General features: G+C 53.6%; 14 protein-coding genes. 11 read left to right on the top strand and 3 right to left on the bottom strand.

Annotated features, from left to right (window positions below; all coding sequences use genetic code 11):
• Nucleotides 1–114: 114 nt before the first annotated feature.
• From CSE01S_RS14350 to CSE01S_RS14340, 3 genes are all read right to left on the bottom strand, one after another.
• Nucleotides 115–1,293: a DUF2169 family type VI secretion system accessory protein gene (locus CSE01S_RS14350; RefSeq protein WP_042289725.1), complete on the bottom strand. Its 1,179-nt coding sequence runs from the start codon at nucleotides 1,291–1,293 to the stop codon at nucleotides 115–117.
• Nucleotides 1,294–1,303: 10 nt separating this feature from the next.
• Nucleotides 1,304–3,295, bottom strand: coding sequence for a type VI secretion system Vgr family protein (locus CSE01S_RS14345; RefSeq protein WP_042289723.1), 1,992 nt, complete (start codon nucleotides 3,293–3,295; stop codon nucleotides 1,304–1,306).
• 218 nt (nucleotides 3,296–3,513) lie between these two features.
• Nucleotides 3,514–4,032, bottom strand: coding sequence for an Hcp family type VI secretion system effector (locus CSE01S_RS14340; protein ID WP_042289720.1), 519 nt, complete (start codon nucleotides 4,030–4,032; stop codon nucleotides 3,514–3,516).
• A gap of 695 nt (nucleotides 4,033–4,727) precedes the next feature.
• On the opposite strand from CSE01S_RS14340, the gene tssB reads away from it, so the two are divergent.
• Genes tssB through vasI form a run of 11 tightly spaced genes read left to right on the top strand, consistent with a single transcriptional unit; the run spans nucleotide 4,728 to nucleotide 17,562 of the window.
• Entirely contained in the window at nucleotides 4,728–5,234 is a 507-nt protein-coding gene (tssB, locus tag CSE01S_RS14330) for a type VI secretion system contractile sheath small subunit (RefSeq protein WP_042289716.1), read from the top strand.
• A 19-nt stretch (nucleotides 5,235–5,253) separates the two neighbouring features.
• Nucleotides 5,254–6,738: a type VI secretion system contractile sheath large subunit gene (gene tssC / locus CSE01S_RS14325; protein ID WP_042289714.1), complete on the top strand. Its 1,485-nt coding sequence runs from the start codon at nucleotides 5,254–5,256 to the stop codon at nucleotides 6,736–6,738.
• A 5-nt stretch (nucleotides 6,739–6,743) separates the two neighbouring features.
• Entirely contained in the window at nucleotides 6,744–7,163 is a 420-nt protein-coding gene (tssE, locus tag CSE01S_RS14320) for a type VI secretion system baseplate subunit TssE (protein WP_392397384.1), read from the top strand.
• A gap of 5 nt (nucleotides 7,164–7,168) precedes the next feature.
• Nucleotides 7,169–8,992, top strand: a complete 1,824-nt coding sequence (tssF, locus tag CSE01S_RS14315; protein ID WP_042289709.1) for a type VI secretion system baseplate subunit TssF — start codon at nucleotides 7,169–7,171, stop codon at nucleotides 8,990–8,992.
• Entirely contained in the window at nucleotides 8,959–10,002 is a 1,044-nt protein-coding gene (gene tssG, locus CSE01S_RS14310; RefSeq protein WP_042289706.1) for a type VI secretion system baseplate subunit TssG, read from the top strand. The genes tssF and tssG overlap by 34 nt, the downstream gene beginning before the upstream one ends.
• Before the next feature lie 16 nt (nucleotides 10,003–10,018).
• Entirely contained in the window at nucleotides 10,019–11,305 is a 1,287-nt protein-coding gene (gene tagH, locus CSE01S_RS14305) for a type VI secretion system-associated FHA domain protein TagH (RefSeq protein WP_042289786.1), read from the top strand.
• Between the two features lie 23 nt (nucleotides 11,306–11,328).
• Nucleotides 11,329–11,835 carry a type VI secretion system lipoprotein TssJ gene (gene tssJ / locus CSE01S_RS14300; protein ID WP_374197234.1) on the top strand — a complete coding sequence of 169 codons (507 nt, stop codon included), beginning with the start codon at nucleotides 11,329–11,331 and terminating at the stop codon, nucleotides 11,833–11,835.
• Nucleotides 11,836–11,837: 2 nt separating this feature from the next.
• Nucleotides 11,838–13,181, top strand: coding sequence for a type VI secretion system baseplate subunit TssK (gene tssK, locus CSE01S_RS14295; protein WP_042289701.1), 1,344 nt, complete (start codon nucleotides 11,838–11,840; stop codon nucleotides 13,179–13,181).
• A gap of 3 nt (nucleotides 13,182–13,184) precedes the next feature.
• Nucleotides 13,185–14,003: a type IVB secretion system protein IcmH/DotU gene (gene icmH / locus CSE01S_RS14290; RefSeq protein WP_042289698.1), complete on the top strand. Its 819-nt coding sequence runs from the start codon at nucleotides 13,185–13,187 to the stop codon at nucleotides 14,001–14,003.
• An 11-nt stretch (nucleotides 14,004–14,014) separates the two neighbouring features.
• Nucleotides 14,015–16,813 carry a type VI secretion system ATPase TssH gene (tssH, locus tag CSE01S_RS14285; RefSeq protein ID WP_042289695.1) on the top strand — a complete coding sequence of 933 codons (2,799 nt, stop codon included), beginning with the start codon at nucleotides 14,015–14,017 and terminating at the stop codon, nucleotides 16,811–16,813.
• Nucleotides 16,810–17,562 (top strand): type VI secretion system-associated protein VasI, encoded by a 753-nt coding sequence (gene vasI, locus CSE01S_RS14280; RefSeq protein ID WP_042289692.1) that lies wholly within the window; start codon nucleotides 16,810–16,812, stop codon nucleotides 17,560–17,562. Before tssH ends, vasI begins: the two co-directional genes overlap by 4 nt.
• The last annotated feature ends 1 nt before the right edge of the window (nucleotide 17,563 follow it).

The following is a 17,563-nucleotide window of genomic DNA, read 5'->3' as shown; positions in this document are numbered from 1 at the left end:
TCGGATACGGCACCGGCGGCAGGGCGGGACCGACAGGGGTTTTACAGACATCCGGCGTCAGGCTGACCACTATCCACTGTCCGTCCTGACGGGCGATATAATTCTGAGCCACCATTATTCTCCTGTGACGTGATAACGGGCTTCCATCACCCGCACCGATGAATTAACAGGCTGCAGATAACGCCAGGTCTGTTCGACAGTCAGGGTATCCGTGTCAATGAGCAGCGTGTCGGTCCACATCATCTGTGGAATACATTCACCAGAGTTCATCCGTAGCAGAATGCAGGCCCGACTTGCGGGTAATGTAAAACTGATATCACTCTCAGGATGAAAGCCACTCAGGACAAACGTTGTACCGGGGGCCGGGAAAGGGATTTGCTGGTCATGCGGGGCTGCGTTCCAGTAGCGGAAATTAAAATCCTTCGGCAGAGCAGGATGGTGGTTTTCCAGCCATTCCTGGTTGTAAGTCCCGGCCAGCGGCAATCGGGGTAGCCAGGTACGACTGATACAGCCAAAACCTGCGGGCTGAAACGCCGGAGCAAACCAGTCCACGTTGTCGTCAAGGAGGTCGGTAAAATGCTGCAGAGTGAACGGGCTGTCTATGGCGATAATACGGGGAGCTTCGGGTTGTTGTATTTTGTCGGTCTGAAGATACCAGGGTTGCGTATAGCCCAGACCCAGTGGATTGACCGGACAGACTGTATGAGCCAGAGGTGGATTATCTTTATCAGGATGCTCACTACGCTGTGCGTCAGTCAGACGGAACGCACCGGGGATATGTTTCGCATTATCACTGTCATCCACCACCCGACACTCGCCGCCAAAAGCGTAACGATAATCCAGGGATAGGGAGGTAAACTGCTCAGGTTCAGTTTCGTACCATTGCCCGGTTACCGCTTGACGTCGGTAAAAACGCTGACCGGTTATCTGCAGTTTCTTATTCATTACCACATCACCGGAAGGCGCGCGCATTAGTACGCCAGCGGTCATTTCCGGCACAGGATTGCCACCAGGCGAGTAAACCGTTCCGTTAACAATAACATCACAAACTGGCTTTAGGGGGACCAGATCGCTTTCACGCAGCACTGGGGAACGGTTAATTTCCCCAGAATATTCGTCCTCCACACATAATGGTAATGGTGGGTTTTCCATCCGTTGTGTCTGCCACTGACCCTCATCGTCCTGCATCAGCCGAAAACCGGTTTTCATGGCGACCACATAATGACGTTCGTTGTGCTTGTCATCCATTGCATACTGCATCACTGAGAATGGCGTCAGATTACGAAATTCCATTTACATTCCCTCAGTTGATGTCTACGTCTTTGCCTTTGATTTCTACCGGACCACTGGCTGTGAAGTTAAACTTCAGACCTGTAATGGTGACAGTCCCGCTTTGCTCCATTTTGAGGGAGCAGGAGCCACAGATGAGTTCAATAGATTTGCCTGAAATGATTTTTGTGGCGTCAGTGACATTGAGCGTGTAACTTTTCTGAACGGTAACACTCTGATCCTCAACGACTGTTTCCGTATCTTTACCCGTGATGGTGACGGTCTGGTTGCCTCCGACGTTTTTCTCCCGATCCTGCGTGATATCCAGCTTTTGGTTATTTTGTACTGTGATCGTCTGATCGTTGGCCACCGTGACTTTCTGGTCATGTCCGCCTTCTTTCTTGCTGCCCACATTGACAGTCTGACCAACAATGACCGTCACCGTCTGGTTATTCTTCACCGTCTCGGTATGGTCGTGCTCAACCGTCGTGGCTTTGTCATGCAGCACTTCAGTTTTCATGTCCTTCTGCGCGTGCATGTAGATTTGTTCTTTTGCGGTGGCATCTTCAAAACGCAGTTCGTTAAAACCATCGCCTTTGTAAGTTTTCGAGCGGATGGTCATCTGTGTCTTCGTCCCCGGCAGACTTCCGGGAGAACGGTTATCCTGATGGTAGGTGCGCCCCATAATTATGGGCTGATCCGGGTCGCCGTTGAGGAAATCCACTATCACCTCCTGGCCTACTCGAGGTATCGCCAAATTGCCGAATCCCGGCCCGGCCCACGCCTGAGAGACACGTACCCAGCAGGAGCTATCCTCGTTTTTCTGGGGGCTTCTGTCCCAGTGAAATTTCACTCGCACCCGACCATGTTCATCACAGAAAATTTCTTCTCCAGCCGGGCCGGTGACAATAGCGCTTTGCGGGCCATCCACTTTGGGTTTAGGTAAAGGCTGAGGCCGCCAGGTACGGTCAGCCGGGATGGCGGTAAACTGGTTAGTCAGAGTAGTTCCCAGCCCCTGACTACCATGCATTGCTTGAGGTTGCATGCCTGTGAGAAGACTGTGTACCACCTGCCATTCTTGGTTCAACGTTTTCTGTGGGTGGTTATCAAGTGTAAAATGGATACCTGGCCATAGTCTCGGGGAGTTGCTTGAACCGCTGGCTCTTTCTGCATTGTTACGCAGGCCATCCATTTGGTAACGGGTAAAATCCTGTCCGTGTTGTTCGTCCTTAAAACGCCCCGGGTAGTCGTAGATTTCATACTGTGTGAACTGTTTATTCAGATTCTCGCCCTGCTGGTTGAACCTACCTTCCCAGCCGGGGGCTTTGAAGGTGTAATCTTTGCTCAGGACGGAAGAGGGGCGTACATTCGCTTCATAATGAAATATGCTGATACATTCATTTGTGACTTCAGTTGTAGTGTTCGGATTGAAGGGGATGGCCTCTTTTATCAGTGTGAGTCCAGCCACATCATCACACAGCGTCAGTTTTTGAACCGGGCCCTCCGGGGCGAGCTTGTCGTAAAAGAAAATCCCTTCTTCTGTCCACAGGCGGGACAAAAACGCCAGATCACTTTCACCATACTGCACACAGAATTCGCGGGGAGGGTGGTCAATATTGAAGGAGGGGGTCCAATCGGTCACGCCATTTTCATCCAGCAGGGTGGCTGAAATGGTCTGGATATCTTGTTTCTGGAAAATACGGAAATTTTGTCGCAGGCCACTGCGCCACAAGGGAGGTTGAATACGGAGACGGTACAGCATCTGCCAGCGGTTGTTCTCTTTCATCCCGAAGCTGGCCACTACGCCGATGATATAACGCAGCACTTTTGGTCCCTGCCAGATGGTTAGTGTGGCTTTTTTCTCCAGAAGAATATCCGCCCTGAGACCAAACTCCTTGCTGGCGACCTCCACATCCATTACAAACGGAAAGGATAAATTCTGTACCAGCCGGAAATTGATTACAGCAAATGTTTCTGGTGATTGCCCGTCCACATCCAGCGTAAAACGCAACCCTTTTAATGACATATTAACCTCCCTGGCATTCAGGTAAAAAGTCAGCCTGGCAGACAACAGCACGGCTGTGACAGTCCAGTGTTACGCTCGTATTCAGGCACGCTACCGCCGAAGTGTCCGGCATCCGTCATCCCCCGTAAAAACGCAATCCCTTATTGACAACCTTTTTGCTTGCAACGTAATACAAAAACAGCATCCTGCCCGTAAGGACCGGATGCTGTGGACTTATCTTATGCTTCCAGCGGCGCACGCCAGTCGTCAGCACCAGAGGTGCCGGACTTGATGTGCTCCCACTCAACCTTCCGGTACGCCAGTGATACGGCGAGCAGTTGGGTGAATTCACGCTGTGTCGGATCCTGGCAGTGCGGCATATGCAGGTTCATATCCACAATCGTCGCGTCCGTCAGGCGGGTGGTGAAGTAGTGCTCTTGTTTACCTTCCACAGAGGTACGCCACCAGTGCAGCTCAACTTTCGGCAGCATTTCACCGGATGCAAGCGCGTTGTACAGCAGCGGAACCGCTTTGTTTAGCGCCACGGTAAAAATGAACGGCTTGTGAGCGCGCTGACCGGCTGGCTGACCAGACTGTGGGTCGGTAGGCACCGTCACGTTATGCAGAAACTCCTGAACCAGCATTTCGTCTTCATGGCCCTGCACATAAATGTTACCGACAGAATCGGCGGTAAATGCGCCTGCAGTAATATTGCCCTGAGTCTGACCTGTTATTGAAATGTAACATGGGGTTGGCATTTATAGTGTTCCTTGTGCGTATTGTTAACAACTATTCCGGTGGTCTGCCGCAATTTTCCGACAGACCGTTAATAATGCGGCTCGTTCCAGGAGTCGCATCATGCTTCGGCATCCGTTTTACGGGTAAATCGGATTTTATTAAACCGAAACATCACATTTTAAAATTTCTGGATGCCTTTTTAATTCAAATTAAAGGTATTCATAGAAAACTGGGTTAATTTATTTTTTATGTGTTTTGTATATGTGTTTTAGGTGTTTTTGGGTCATGAATAAATATTATATTCATTGCGATTATCTCTGCTTTGAGAATGATCTGTGAGACATTCCTGAAATTGTTTTTCGTTGTCTCATTTATAAAATTAATATACAAAACTCATTGATAATCATCATTCATGTTATTTTTTTACAAATGCTTTAAAATCAAATGGTTAACTATATTTTGTGCGTGGTGATTACCTTGCATTCACCGCGGGTAACTTACTCTAAGGATTATTTCATCACATTGGATAGTAAAATCATACCTCTGTTTTATTCGAATAAAAAGATCTTTTAAATTTTATCGCTGAGGGTAAAATACAGAATGGGAAGTGTGGGATTTATCTTTTACGGCCACTGGAACGGCATTTTCAGTAATTTCTTACCGTAACGAACATGCTGTGTTCATGGCGCGAACAATAACTTTATGGACTAATTTTATGAGCGGCAGGAAAAATGATGGCGGTGGCAGTATTGCCCCCAAGGAACGTGTAAATATTAAATTTCAGCCAAAAACAGGAAATCAAACAGCAGAAGTGGAACTACCGCTTAACCTGCTGGTGACTGGGGATCTGACGGGGGGGGTAAACGACACACCGCTTGATGAGCGTCAGCCAATTGCAATTAATCGTAACAATTTCAACGCGGTAATTGACCAGGCTGGTATCGGGCGTGAGTTCGCCGTGCCTTCTACTCTCACTGAGACGCCAGATGCGCGCATGAACGTCAATTTAAAAGTGAAATCGCTGGCCGATCTCTCTCCGGACAGTATTGCCGCCCAGGTGCCAGAGATGCGGAAGATGCTGGAACTGCGTGAAGCGCTGGTAGCGCTTCGTGGGCCGATGGGCAATATTCCGGCTTTTCGAGCGCAGCTTAAAGCTTTGCTTGATGACGAAAAGAGCCGTGAGCAACTGATTGTGGAGCTAGGCCTTGTAGGCCGCGAATAACTTGTACAAGGACTTCAGTATGTCAGAAATCACCTTACCGGAAGTGTCTGCTTCCGCTACAACAGTCGCTGCGCCCAGCCTGCTGGATGAAATCATGGCGCAAACCCGATTTAAACCGGAGTCAGAAAGCTACGATGTTGCACGTCAGGGTGTGACAGCCTTTATCACTGCATTGTTGCAAAGTGATGAAGAGGCGGAATCTGTGGATATCCTGGCTGTCAACGGCATGATTGCCGACATTGATGAGCGCATGGGGCGCCAGATGGATCTCATCATTCATGCCCCGGAGTTTCAGGAGCTTGAGTCGTTTTTGCGTTCGCTTAAGCTGCTGGTTGATCATGCCGATCCGCGTGAGAATATTAAAATTCACATCATGCACGCCACCAAAGAAGAACTGCTGGATGACTTTGAATTCGCGCCAGAAATCACTCAGTCAGGGTTCTACCGGCATGTCTATTCCAGTGGCTTTGGTCAGTTCGGCGGTGAACCGTTTGCCGCCGTGATTGGTAACTACGCTTTCAATAATACCGCCGCAGATATGAAACTGCTGAAATATGTCAGCGCCGTCAGTGCGATGAGTCATTGTCCATTCCTGTCTTCTGTTTCTCCCGAGTTTTTTGGGCTGGATTCATTTACTGAACTTCCCGGCATCAAAGACGTTGCCGCCATATTTGAAGGTCCGGCTTACACCAAATGGCGTTCGCTGCGCGAGTCCGAAGACTCCCGTAACCTTGGTCTTACAGCACCGCGTTTCTTGCTGCGTCATCCTTATGCCCCTGACGAAAATCCGGTAAAAAGTTTTAACTATCACGAAGACGTCAGTAAAAACCATGAGCATTATCTTTGGGGAAATACAGCGTTTCTTCTGGCGGCGAACATGGCTGAAAGTTTCATGTCCACCAGATGGTGCCCAAATATCGTTGGTCCGCAAAGCGGCGGGGCGGTAAAAGATTTGCCGGTACATCTGTACGAGGCCATGGGTCAGTTGCAGGCTAAAGTACCTACTGAGATTCTCATTACCGACAGGCGGGAATATGAACTGGCGGAGCAGGGCTTTATCACCCTGACTATGCGAAAAGGTTCTGATAACGCAGCATTTTTCTCCGCAAACTCGGTGCAAAAACCCAAAGTGTTCCCCAACACGCAGGAAGGGAAAGAAGCTGAAACCAACTATAAGCTTGGCACACAACTCCCATATCTTTTCATCATCAACAGGCTGGCGCACTACATCAAAGTGCTGCAACGTGAACAACTTGGCTCATGGAAAGAAAGAGGCGATCTGGAGCGTGAGCTGAACGTCTGGATCCGCCAGTACGTCGCCGATCAGGAAAATCCGCCTTCTGATGTGCGCAGCCGTAAACCGCTGCGTCAGGCGAAGATTGAAGTCTCTGATGTGGAAGGTGAACCTGGCTGGTATCAGGTAGCTCTGAGCGTCCGTCCGCACTTCAAATATATGGGGGCAACATTTGAATTGTCTTTAGTCGGACGTCTGGACAAGGAGTGAGCATGATAACGGAACGGGAGTTTGGAAGCAGTTTGTTTGAACGCATCGGGGAGGCGGCAATACCGCCTTCACGCCAGCCCCCAAAGGCGGCGTTATTGCATTCTGTACGCGATAACCTGCGGAATATCCTCAACACCCGTTCCGGTAGCTGTTATGGCTCACCGGATTTGGGGATCGCTGATTTTAACGATAAGTCACCTGATAGCCATAACATCCGGGAATGGCTGGTTCAGGCTATTCAGAACTGTATTTTATGTTACGAACCCAGAATATCCTCTGTGGCGGTGACTGCTGCCAAAGAAATGATTCATTCACCACTGGAGCTGCGTTTTCATATTGTGGCGTATCTGGATATCAGCGACAGACAAGATGTTCTGGAGTTTGACATTCTGCTGGATAGCCACCAACACTGGTGCGTGGAGTAAATCTGATGGCCTTCGAAGAGCGTTTTTACCGCGAAGAACTCGATTACCTGCGTCAACTTGGTAAATTGCTTGCACAGGAAAAACCGTATCTGTCCCGGTTTCTGGCCGAAAAAGAGGGCGATCCGGATGTGGAGCGCCTGATGGAGGCCTTTGCATTCCTGTCCGGCGGCCTACGGCAAAAGTTGGAGGATGAATTTCCCGAGTTTACGCACAGCCTGATTAATATGCTGTGGCCAAATTATCTGCGTCCGGTTCCGTCCATGACGGTGATTGAATACCAACCCCGTAAGGAATTGAAATCGTCCGTTCAGGTCTGCCGGGATGAGCTGATAAAAACGCTGACGACAAGCAGAAACCAGAGGACTACCTATAGCGCTCTGAGCGATGAGGATAATAACACTGCGTCGCATGTCTGCCACTTTACGCTGGCGCGTGATACCTGGCTGCAACCGCTCTTTGTCCGGGATGTACGTAACGTCAGTACCCTGAAAGAAGGCATGGTTGAGATTGATTTTTTCACGGAAGGAAATGTCTCTCCCGGCGAACTGGATCTGAATAAGCTCACCTTCTGGCTGGGTAATGAGGATGATTACACCCGCTATCAGCTCTATTTATGGTTCAGCGAAAGGTTAATGGATGCAGAACTGGTGGCCAGAGAGGCTGAGGTGTCATTGCCGGAGTTGCGGCTGGATGCGGCCGGTTTTGAACGGGAGGATGCGCTGCTACCGTGGCCGAAAAACGTCCATAACGGCTATCGCGTGCTCCAGGAGTATTTTTGCTATCCGGAGAGCTTTTTCTTTTTTCATTTACGGGGAGCTACGCCGTTACCGGCAAATTTCCCGACTAGTGCATTTACACTGCGTCTACATTTTAACCAACCGCTGCCTGTGGATATCAATCTTCGCAAGGAATCGCTGCGCCCATACTGCACGGCAGCGGTAAATCTCTTTGCTCACCAATCTGAACCCGTCAGGCCGGATGGCAGGACGCCGCAGTATCCATTACGCGCCAGCCAGCAATATCCGGAATCCTGCGATATCTTTCGGGTTAAGTCCGTATCCAGTAAGCTTCCGACGACCAGCCAGGGTAAAAAATTTCGCCTCTGGCCCGAGTTCGAAAGTTTTCAGCATCAGATTGAATACAGCCGTCAGCGTGAAGTTGTCTACTGGCACCACCGCACTAGCACCTCCCTGTTTCATCGTGGTCTGGATCATGACATTGCGTTTGTCCATGCTGATGGCAGCCAGCCAGCCAGTACTCAACTGAATGGGGAAGTATTCACCGCCTCGCTGGTCTGCACCAACCGGATGTTACCTGCGTCGCTGCATATCGGTGATATCTGTGAGGCAGTTAATAAAAATCCGGCGGTCGCCTCTTTCAGTAACGTCACGCGCCCGACCCGTCCGTTGTATCCGGTAACGGACGGCGATATGCACTGGTCGCTGATTTCCAGCATGAATCTGAACTATCTCTCGCTGCTGGATAGGGAGGCGCTGATTCAGGTGCTGCGCACCTTCGATATGCCGGGCATCCACCATCCGCAGCAAGCACGGCTCTCCTCGCAGAAGCTCGACGCCATCGAAAAAATGGAATCCCACCCGGTGGACCGCCTGTTTAAGGGCGTGCCGGTTCGCGGTCTGTCCACCACGCTGTGGATCAACCCCGCCCCCTTTGTTTGTGAAGGTGAAATTTACCTGCTGGGTACCGTGCTGTCGTACTTTTTCGCGTTGTACGCCAGCATTAATTCCTTCCACTGCCTCAGAATTATTAACACGGAAAGTCAGGAGTCCTGGGAATGGCAACACACAGGCCAGCACGCCCTGATGTAGGGGAAACGTCATCGCTCCCGGATGTGCGCGGGATGAATTTTTATGTGCTGATGGAGTTACTGTACCGCCGGTATGGTGGAGCAGACCGTGAGCCGTCCCTGCGCACTGAGCCAGAGCAGGAAGTGGCGCTGTTCAAATCTGATGCCAGCATTGCTTTTCCGGGCAGTGATCTGAGTACGCTTGAGCGCAGCGATACCGGGCAGTTTACCCTGACCACAAAATTCCTGGGCTTCTCCGGCAGCCAGTCGCCGCTGCCCGGCTACTACCTGGATCGGATGGCGCGGGAATCCGCGCAGAATGAAGAGGGACTGAAAGCGTTCCTCGATTTGTTCAGTCACCGCTGGACGCAGTTTGCCTACCATGCCTGGCGCAAGTACCGCTATTACATCTGTTTTCGAAATGGCGGAACCGATGCGTTTTCTCAGCGGATGTATGCGCTGGTGGGCTTAGGCAACCAGAGCGTGCGTGACAGACTTGCCATCAATCACAGCAAGATGCTGGCTTACGCCGGAATACTGGCGACCCCCGGACGCTCACCGGATGTGGTATGCAATCTGGTCAGTCACTGCTTCGATTTGTCGGATGTCAGCATTGAGAGCTGGCAGTTACGTAAGGTGGCGATTGATCCTGCACAGCAGAACCGGCTGGGCGTACGTAATTCGAAGCGGAAAACCGCCGGGTATGTGCCGGGCCGCTCGGTGATTGGCGTTAATTTTACACTTGGTGCCAGAGTACCGGATCGCAGCGGAAAATTTCTGCTGCGACTCGGCAATCTTTCTATGGCCCGTTACCTCTCCTTTTTACCGGAGGGTGAAAACCATCAGGCGTTGACCATGTTTATTTCCTTCCTGTTGCGCGATCAGTTTGCCTGGGATCTGCGACTCGATCTCGCGCCGGATCAGGCGAAGGGAATGCGGCTGGGTGATCGTTCCCGATCCTGTATCGGACGCACGGCGTTTATCGGCCAGCCGAAAATGCCGCCATCCGTCACTCTCCACATCAGGGATTAATTTTATGGAACCGCAAATGGCTGAGGAAAAAATACACGCTCCCGTACTTTCGCTGACGCTACAGGTGATGAACGGCAATGAACTGGAGAGCGGACGCGCCGCAAAATGTCTGTTTACCGCCGATGGTGGGGATATCGGCCACACGTCCGCCTGTCACTGGTCAGTGCAGGACAGGGCGGGTTCCGTTGCCGGTCGCGCCTGTCAGGTGGTGATGCACGACGGCACATTCTGTCTGAAAAGCCTGGCGCCGGGACTGATGATTAATCTGGCGCCGGTGTCCACGGACGCCGGGCTGGTACGTCTGCGCCAGGGCGATGAAATTGTTCTGGGGGCGCTGGCGCTGAAGGTGTTTATTCACAATGGAAAGCTGGTCAGCTACGGCGAGCAGATGGCGGCACCGGAAACCATCGTCACCAACCGTGACCGTCTGGCGGACGCGCTGCTGACGACGGACGGCCAGCCTACGTATCCGGGAATGCCCCGAATGCACCAGCTTGCGGATACTGTGGTCAACAGCTTTTCAGCCGATCCGCTCCAGGCACTGCGGACGGAAAGTCTGACGATGGCAGGTGATCCGCTTTCGGGGATCGTACCTTCACGCTCATCGGCTCCTGTTCAGGATGGCGTGATCGACACCCCGTTTATGGATCTGCCGCCGCTGTATTCCGATCAACAGGCCAGACAGGATGATGCGGCGTCCCCGGCAGACAGTGCGCAACTTCATCTTGCGGTGACCCCGCTGTTGCGTGGGCTGGGCGGCTCGCTTGCCGTGCGTAACTCACAGGATGCCGATGATTTTCTTGAGGAAGCGGGGCGGACGTTGCAGGCGGCGATAAAAGGGCTGCTTGAGCTGCAACAGCGTCGTAACAGCCTGTCGGACAAGCATTTACGACCGTTGGAAGATAACCCGCTGCGCCTGAATATGGATTACCCCACCGCGCTGGACGTGATGTTTGCTGACGGCAAAAGTCCGGTGCATCTGGCGGCACCCGCCGCCGTTGGCGAGAGTCTTCGTAATATCCGTCATCACGAAGACGCTAACCGCGCCGCGATTGTTGAATCACTGCGCGTGTTGCTGGATGCGTTCTCGCCGCAAAGCCTGATGCGCCGTTTTGTCCAGTACCGGCGCAGCCATGACCTGCGAAAGCCGCTTGATGATGCCGGTGCCTGGAAAATGTACTGTGATTACTACGACGAACTGGCCTCCAGCCGCCAGCAAGGATTCGAAATGCTGTTTAACGAGGTCTATGCCCAGGTGTATGACCGGGTACTGCGCGAGAAACAGCGGGAGCCGGAAGCATGACCGGGCGCTTTTTTCGTGCCTGCATGGTGATGTTGCTTTTCAGCCTCACCCTGACAGGCTGCGAAACGGTGAAAAAGCTCGGCCAGGTGATTAAGAACCCGGATATTCAGGTCGGGAAACTGGCGGATCAGTCATCGGAGGTGACGGTCACGTTACTGACCGAGCCTGACACGAATATTAATGCGGACGGTGAGGCGGCAGCGGTCGATGTGCAGCTTATTTATATGAGCGATGACTCGAAATTACAGGCCGCAGACTACGACACGGTTGCCAGCACGCCGCTGCCGGATGTGCTGGGCAAAAACTATATTGACCACCAGGATTTTAACCTGCTGCCGGACACGATGAAGACGTTGCCGCCGATAAAGCTGGATGAAAAAACGCAGTTTATTGGTGTTGTGGCGTATTTCTCCGATGACCTGGCCACCGAGTGGAAACAAACCGAACCGGTGGAAGGAACGGGTCATCACTACCGCCTGCTGGTGCATGTACGACAGGGCAGTATCGAAATGAAGAAAGAGGACAACTGACAATGGCGACCATGAAAAACAGGGTGATCTGGCAGGAAGGTCTGTTTGCCCTGCCGCAGCACTTCCAGCAACAGCAGCGTAATCAGGAATATTTGTTGAACCAGCGTATGAGTGCGCAGGATGATTTTGCCTGGGGATTCACCTCGCTGTCGATCAATACCGAACTGCTTGCTCAGGGAAAACTGATGCTGGACTACGCAGCAGGCTGTATGCCGGATGGCACGGTGTTCAGCATCCCTGAGCAGGATCAACTTCCTCTGCCATATCAGCCGATTGATCTTTCCCGGCCTGGCAGCAACGACATTTACCTTGCGTTGCCTGTTATCAGCGATATCACCTGTGAAATCGAAGGACGCCGGAGCGCAGGGCAGGGAACGGAGCGTTATCGCCTGGCGCAGGCTGACATTCGCGATTTACATTCTGATGACGGCGACGTACAGCCCATCGTGCTGGGACAACTGGCCCCCAAAATCGTCAGCGGCGCGGACGACCTCAGCGCGATGGTCACGCTGCCGCTGTGCCGTATCCGCAGTCAGCAGTCTGGTGGTGCGCTGGTACTGGATGACAGCTTTATCCCGACCTGTCAGGCCATTCGCGTCAGCCCGGTGCTGAACGGATTTGCCGGTGATGTACAGGGACTTCTCAGCAACCGCGCCAGCGAGCTGGCAAAACGTATCGGTTCGCCGGAGCAGAGCGGTATTGCGGATGTGGCCGAGTTTATGATGTTACAGATGCTTAACCGCAGCCAGATGCACTTCACTCACCGTACTCACCTGCACACCCTGCATCCGGAGATGTTTTATCTGGATCTGGTTCGGCTGTTGGGTGAATTGATGACTTTTACGGAAGACAGCCGTCTGCCCTGTCCGGTAGAGCATTACGACCACCGCAACCTCACGCAGTCGTTTAATACCGTGATCCCGGAGCTGCGCCGGGCGCTTAACACTGTGCTGATGCCGCGTGCGCAGAATCTGCCGCTTGTCCTCTCTGACGGGTTTTATGTCGCCACGGTTAACGATCCGACCCTGCTGCGTTCCGGCAGTTTCATTCTGGCGGTGCGCGCGCGGATGCCGCACAGCCAGCTTATCCACCAGTTCACCCAGCAGTCAAAAATCGCGGCCACCAACAAAATCCGCGATATGGTCAGCGTGCAGGTACCGGGCGTACCGCTGACGCCACGGACCGCCGCGCCGCGCCAGTTACCGTACCACGACGGCTTTGTTTACTTTGAACTGGACAAAGGCGCTGCCGCCTGGCAGGACGTGGTAAAGGCCGGTGCGCTGGCGCTGCATATCTCCGGTACTTTCCCTGAGTTGGGCATACAACTGTGGGCGATAAGAGGTTAAGCCATGAGCGAGCAGTTCGTCCCGTTTGCCGGTCAGAATGCCCCTCAGGCCACAGGGAATACGCAGGATAATGTGAGTGTTGCGGCACAGGATGCGGGCAATGAAATCTCTGGTCGCCAGTATCGGTTGTCCCTGCGCGGCAACAGCATAAACCCGATGATTGACGCCGCCACGCCACTGCTGGGGATGGTGATGCGTGTGGACGGGATGAACAGCCAGAGTATGCCGGAACACCTTTTTGCTCAGGTGGTGACGGACGTTCAGGCCGTGGAGCAACTGCTTCAGGAACAGGGCTACGAGCCGGGTGTGATTATCTCGTTCCGCTATGTTCTCTGCACCTTTATTGATGAGGCTGCGCTGGGCAATGGCTGGTCGAACAAAAACGAATGGATCAAACAGTCGCTGCTGGTGCATTTTCACAATGAAGCCTGGGGCGGCGAAAAGGTGTTTATCCTGCTTGAACGCCTGATCCGTGAACCCAAACGCTACCAGGATTTGCTTGAGTTTTTGTTTCTGTGTTTTTCGCTGGGGTTTCGCGGGCGCTATAAGGTGGCCGCACAGGAGCAGGGCGAGTTTGAGCAGATATACCGCCGCCTGCACCATGTCCTGCACCAGCTTCGCGGCGATGCGCCGTTTCCACTGCTGCACCAGGTTAAGAAAACGCAGGGCGGACGCTATCAGCTCATGAAGCGCCTGACCATTAAACATGTTTTTGTTGGTGGTGCTGCCGTGCTGGCGTTGTTTTATCTGTTCTGGATGCTGCGCCTGGATAGCCAGACGCAGGATATTTTGCATCAACTGAACCGGCTGCTTGCCAGGTAAGGACACAACATATGATCCAGATTAATCTGGCCTCTCTGGTTAAGCATCTTAACCCATTTTCCCGGCAGGCGCTGGAAGCTGCTGCGGCAGAATGCATGAGTCAGCAGGCAACAGAAATCACCGTGGCGCATGTGCTGTTGCAGATGCTGGCAGCGGTGCGCAGCGACGTGAGAGTGATTGCTGACCAGGCTGAAATCGATACGCATGCGCTTCGCCGGGCGCTGACGGTGGAAAATTACACGACGGCGCATTCGACAGACAGCTACCCGGCATTTTCGCCGATGCTGGTCGAGTGGCTTAAAGAGGGCTGGCTGCTGGCCTCTGCCGAGATGCAGCACCGCGAGCTGCGCGGTGGTGCACTGTTGCTGGCCCTGCTGCATTCACCGTTGCGCTATGTCCCGTCTGCTGCCGCACGGTTGCTCACCGGTATTAACCGCGATCGACTGCAACAGGACTTCGCCGAGTGGACGCGGGAGTCGGCGGAGTCAGTTGTGTCGGATGCTGGTAGACAGGCCGTTGGAGTCACAACAGATACCGGTGACACTCTGCTCGGCCGTTATGCCAAAAATATGACCGCAGACGCCCGTAATGGCAAACTCGATCCGGTCCTGTGCCGCGACAATGAAATCGACCTGATGATCGACATCCTCTGCCGCCGCCGTAAAAACAATCCGGTAGTGGTCGGTGAGGCCGGTGTCGGTAAAAGTGCGCTGATCGAAGGGCTGGCGCTGCGCATTGTCGCAGGTCAGGTGCCAGACAAACTGCGCGACACCGACATTATGACGCTGGATCTTGGCGCATTGCAGGCAGGCGCATCGGTGAAAGGCGAGTTTGAGAAGCGCTTTAAAGGATTGATGGCGGAAGTCATTCAGTCGCCCAGACCCGTCATTCTGTTTATCGACGAAGCCCATATGCTGATTGGCGCGGGCAACCAGCAGGGTGGGCTGGATATCTCCAACCTGCTCAAACCGGTACTGGCGCGGGGCGAGCTGAAAACCATCGCCGCCACCACCTGGAGTGAATACAAGAAATATTTCGAGAAAGACGCCGCCCTGTCGCGCCGTTTCCAGTTGGTGAAGGTCAGCGAACCCACGGCGGCGGAAGCCACCGTTATCCTGCGCGGGCTGTCGGCGGTGTATGAGCAGTCCCACGGCGTACTGATTGATGATGAGGCGTTACAAGCTGCGGCAACGTTAAGTGAACGCTATCTTTCTGGCCGTCAGTTGCCGGATAAAGCCATTGATGTGCTGGATACCGCCTGCGCCCGCGTGGCGATCAACCTCTCTTCGCCACCGAAGCAAATTTCGGCGCTGACCACGCTGCGCCACCAGTGCGAAGCAGAAATGCGCCAGATTGAGCGCGAGATCCGCATCGGCTTGCGAACTGATACCTCGCGGCTGACGGAAGTGATCATACAGTATGACGAAACCCTGACTGAACTTGATGAACTGGAGGCCGCGTGGCATCTGCAGCAGACGCTGGTGCAGGAAATCATTGCACTGCGTAAGGGGTTGCTGGACGAGCTGGATGCCACCGACAACGACAAAACAGCTACGCCTGAAGCAGAGATAACGGACAGTGATGCCACAACGGTGGACGATCCGGTAACAGAGGTGACGAGCATTGAGTCGGTAACGGTGGATGAAGCAGAACAAGGGTATTCTGAGCCTGCCATCATCCCGACAGAGCGCCTGGCGCAGTTAACCGCCGAACTGGACGCCCTGCACCGCACGCAGTTACTGGTTTCCCCACACGTCGATAAAAAGCAAATCGCCGCCGTGATTGCCGAATGGACCGGCGTGCCGCTTAATCGCCTGTCGCAGAACGAAATGTCGGTGATCACCGATCTGCCGCAGTGGCTGGGCGACACCATCAAGGGCCAGGACCTGGCAATTCAGCACCTGCACAAACATCTGCTCACCGCGCGTGCCGACCTGCGCCGCCCCGGTCGACCGCTCGGCGCGTTCCTGCTGGCTGGCCCTAGCGGTGTGGGCAAAACCGAAACCGTACTGCAACTGGCAGATCTGCTTTACGGCGGTCGCCAGTATCTCACCACCATCAATATGTCGGAGTTCCAGGAAAAACACACCGTTTCGCGCCTGATTGGTTCCCCTCCGGGCTATGTCGGCTACGGGGAAGGTGGTGTGCTGACCGAAGCAATTCGCCAGAAACCGTATTCTGTGGTGCTGCTCGACGAAGTGGAAAAAGCCCACCCCGACGTGCTTAACCTGTTCTACCAGGCGTTTGATAAAGGCGAAATGGCCGATGGCGAAGGTCGTCTGATCGACTGCAAAAACATCGTCTTTTTCCTGACCTCCAACCTCGGCTATCAGGTGATTGTTGAGCATGCCGACCATCCGGAACTGATGCAGGAAGAGCTGTACCCGGTGCTGGCTGACTTCTTCAAGCCCGCATTGCTGGCGCGTATGGAAGTGGTGCCCTACCTGCCATTATCTAAAGAGACGCTCTCGGTCATTATCGCCGGGAAGCTGGCAAGGCTGGATAACGTGCTCCGTACCCGCTTTAACGCGGAAGTGGTGATTGAACCTGCCGTGACCGACGAAATCATGCAGCGTGTCACCCGCGCCGAAAACGGCGCGCGAATGCTGGAATCGGTGATTGACGGCGAGATGTTGCCGCCGCTGTCGCTGCTGCTGTTGCAGAAAATGGCGGCGAACACGGCGGTTGCCCGCATCGTACTGGGCGTGGCGGATGGCGCGTTTATCGCTGACGTCGAAGATGCGCCGGATGACGCTGCGGCGGACGACATGCAGCCGGAGCAGGAAGCAGAGGATATCGCCGCGTTATGAGCAAAATGCAGGTTTTCCGGAAAACCGGGCTACCGTTGATGATGCTATTCGCCAGCCTGGTACAGGCGGAGACGCCTGCAAAACTGGCGGCAGCCGTACTGCCGGGGATTACTGTGCCGCAGTCGCTAGTTGCCGTGCCGGAAACCAACGCACAGACAACGCTCAGCGCCATGATGGCCTGTCGCCGGGAGCCTGCAGCGCTGGAGCGGCTGGACTGCTATGACCGCATTCTGGCACCCGTTCAGCCCGGTTTTGACGGTGCGGTAGTGAAATCCCGTTATGAAGGCGAAGCCTGGAAACGGGCTTTCGCCCAGGAAAAGCAGCGCCTGGACAATTCCACCACACTGCTGATAACGCAGAGCGATGGGGAACGCCCCACAGTAATTATTACCACACCTTCTATCGGTAACGTGCCGCCGCGTCCGGTGCTGATGTTCAGTTGCGTGGACAACATCACCCGGATGCAGGTGGCGCTGACGCACGCCATGACGCCCAGTGATATCGCCGTGACGCTGACCACTGACCACGGACGCTTTCAGTCTCACTGGTTTATCCGCGAGAACGGTACGCTGCTGGAATCCAGCCGGGGGCTGTCCGGCATCGACGAAATTAAACAGCTTTTAGGCGCAAAGACCCTGACCATCGACACCGGTACAGACGGTGCTGCCGGGAAACTGACATTTAACATTGACGGGCTGGCAAAAATCATTGCGCCGCTGCGCGATGCCTGTCACTGGGCGGGAGAATAAT

Source organism: Citrobacter sedlakii NBRC 105722, assembly GCF_000759835.1.
GTDB classification, from domain to species: Bacteria; Pseudomonadota; Gammaproteobacteria; order Enterobacterales; family Enterobacteriaceae; genus Citrobacter_A; species Citrobacter_A sedlakii.
The sequence above is the reverse complement of the archived record's forward strand: the minus strand, read 5'-3'. Positions and strand labels throughout refer to the sequence as shown.

Coding starts and splice junctions, on each gene's coding strand:
- tssJ (WP_374197234.1), top strand. CDS start 11,329: ATGGTGATGTTGCTTTTCAGCCTCACCCTGACAGGCTGCGAAACGGTG.
- tssK (WP_042289701.1), top strand. CDS start 11,838: ATGGCGACCATGAAAAACAGGGTGATCTGGCAGGAAGGTCTGTTTGCC.
- tssC (WP_042289714.1), top strand. CDS start 5,254: ATGTCAGAAATCACCTTACCGGAAGTGTCTGCTTCCGCTACAACAGTC.
- vasI (WP_042289692.1), top strand. CDS start 16,810: ATGAGCAAAATGCAGGTTTTCCGGAAAACCGGGCTACCGTTGATGATG.
- tssF (WP_042289709.1), top strand. CDS start 7,169: ATGGCCTTCGAAGAGCGTTTTTACCGCGAAGAACTCGATTACCTGCGT.
- tagH (WP_042289786.1), top strand. CDS start 10,019: ATGGCTGAGGAAAAAATACACGCTCCCGTACTTTCGCTGACGCTACAG.
- CSE01S_RS14350 (WP_042289725.1), bottom strand. CDS start 1,293: ATGGAATTTCGTAATCTGACGCCATTCTCAGTGATGCAGTATGCAATG.
- tssH (WP_042289695.1), top strand. CDS start 14,015: ATGATCCAGATTAATCTGGCCTCTCTGGTTAAGCATCTTAACCCATTT.
- tssB (WP_042289716.1), top strand. CDS start 4,728: ATGAGCGGCAGGAAAAATGATGGCGGTGGCAGTATTGCCCCCAAGGAA.
- CSE01S_RS14340 (WP_042289720.1), bottom strand. CDS start 4,032: ATGCCAACCCCATGTTACATTTCAATAACAGGTCAGACTCAGGGCAAT.
- CSE01S_RS14345 (WP_042289723.1), bottom strand. CDS start 3,295: ATGTCATTAAAAGGGTTGCGTTTTACGCTGGATGTGGACGGGCAATCA.
- tssG (WP_042289706.1), top strand. CDS start 8,959: ATGGCAACACACAGGCCAGCACGCCCTGATGTAGGGGAAACGTCATCG.
- icmH (WP_042289698.1), top strand. CDS start 13,185: ATGAGCGAGCAGTTCGTCCCGTTTGCCGGTCAGAATGCCCCTCAGGCC.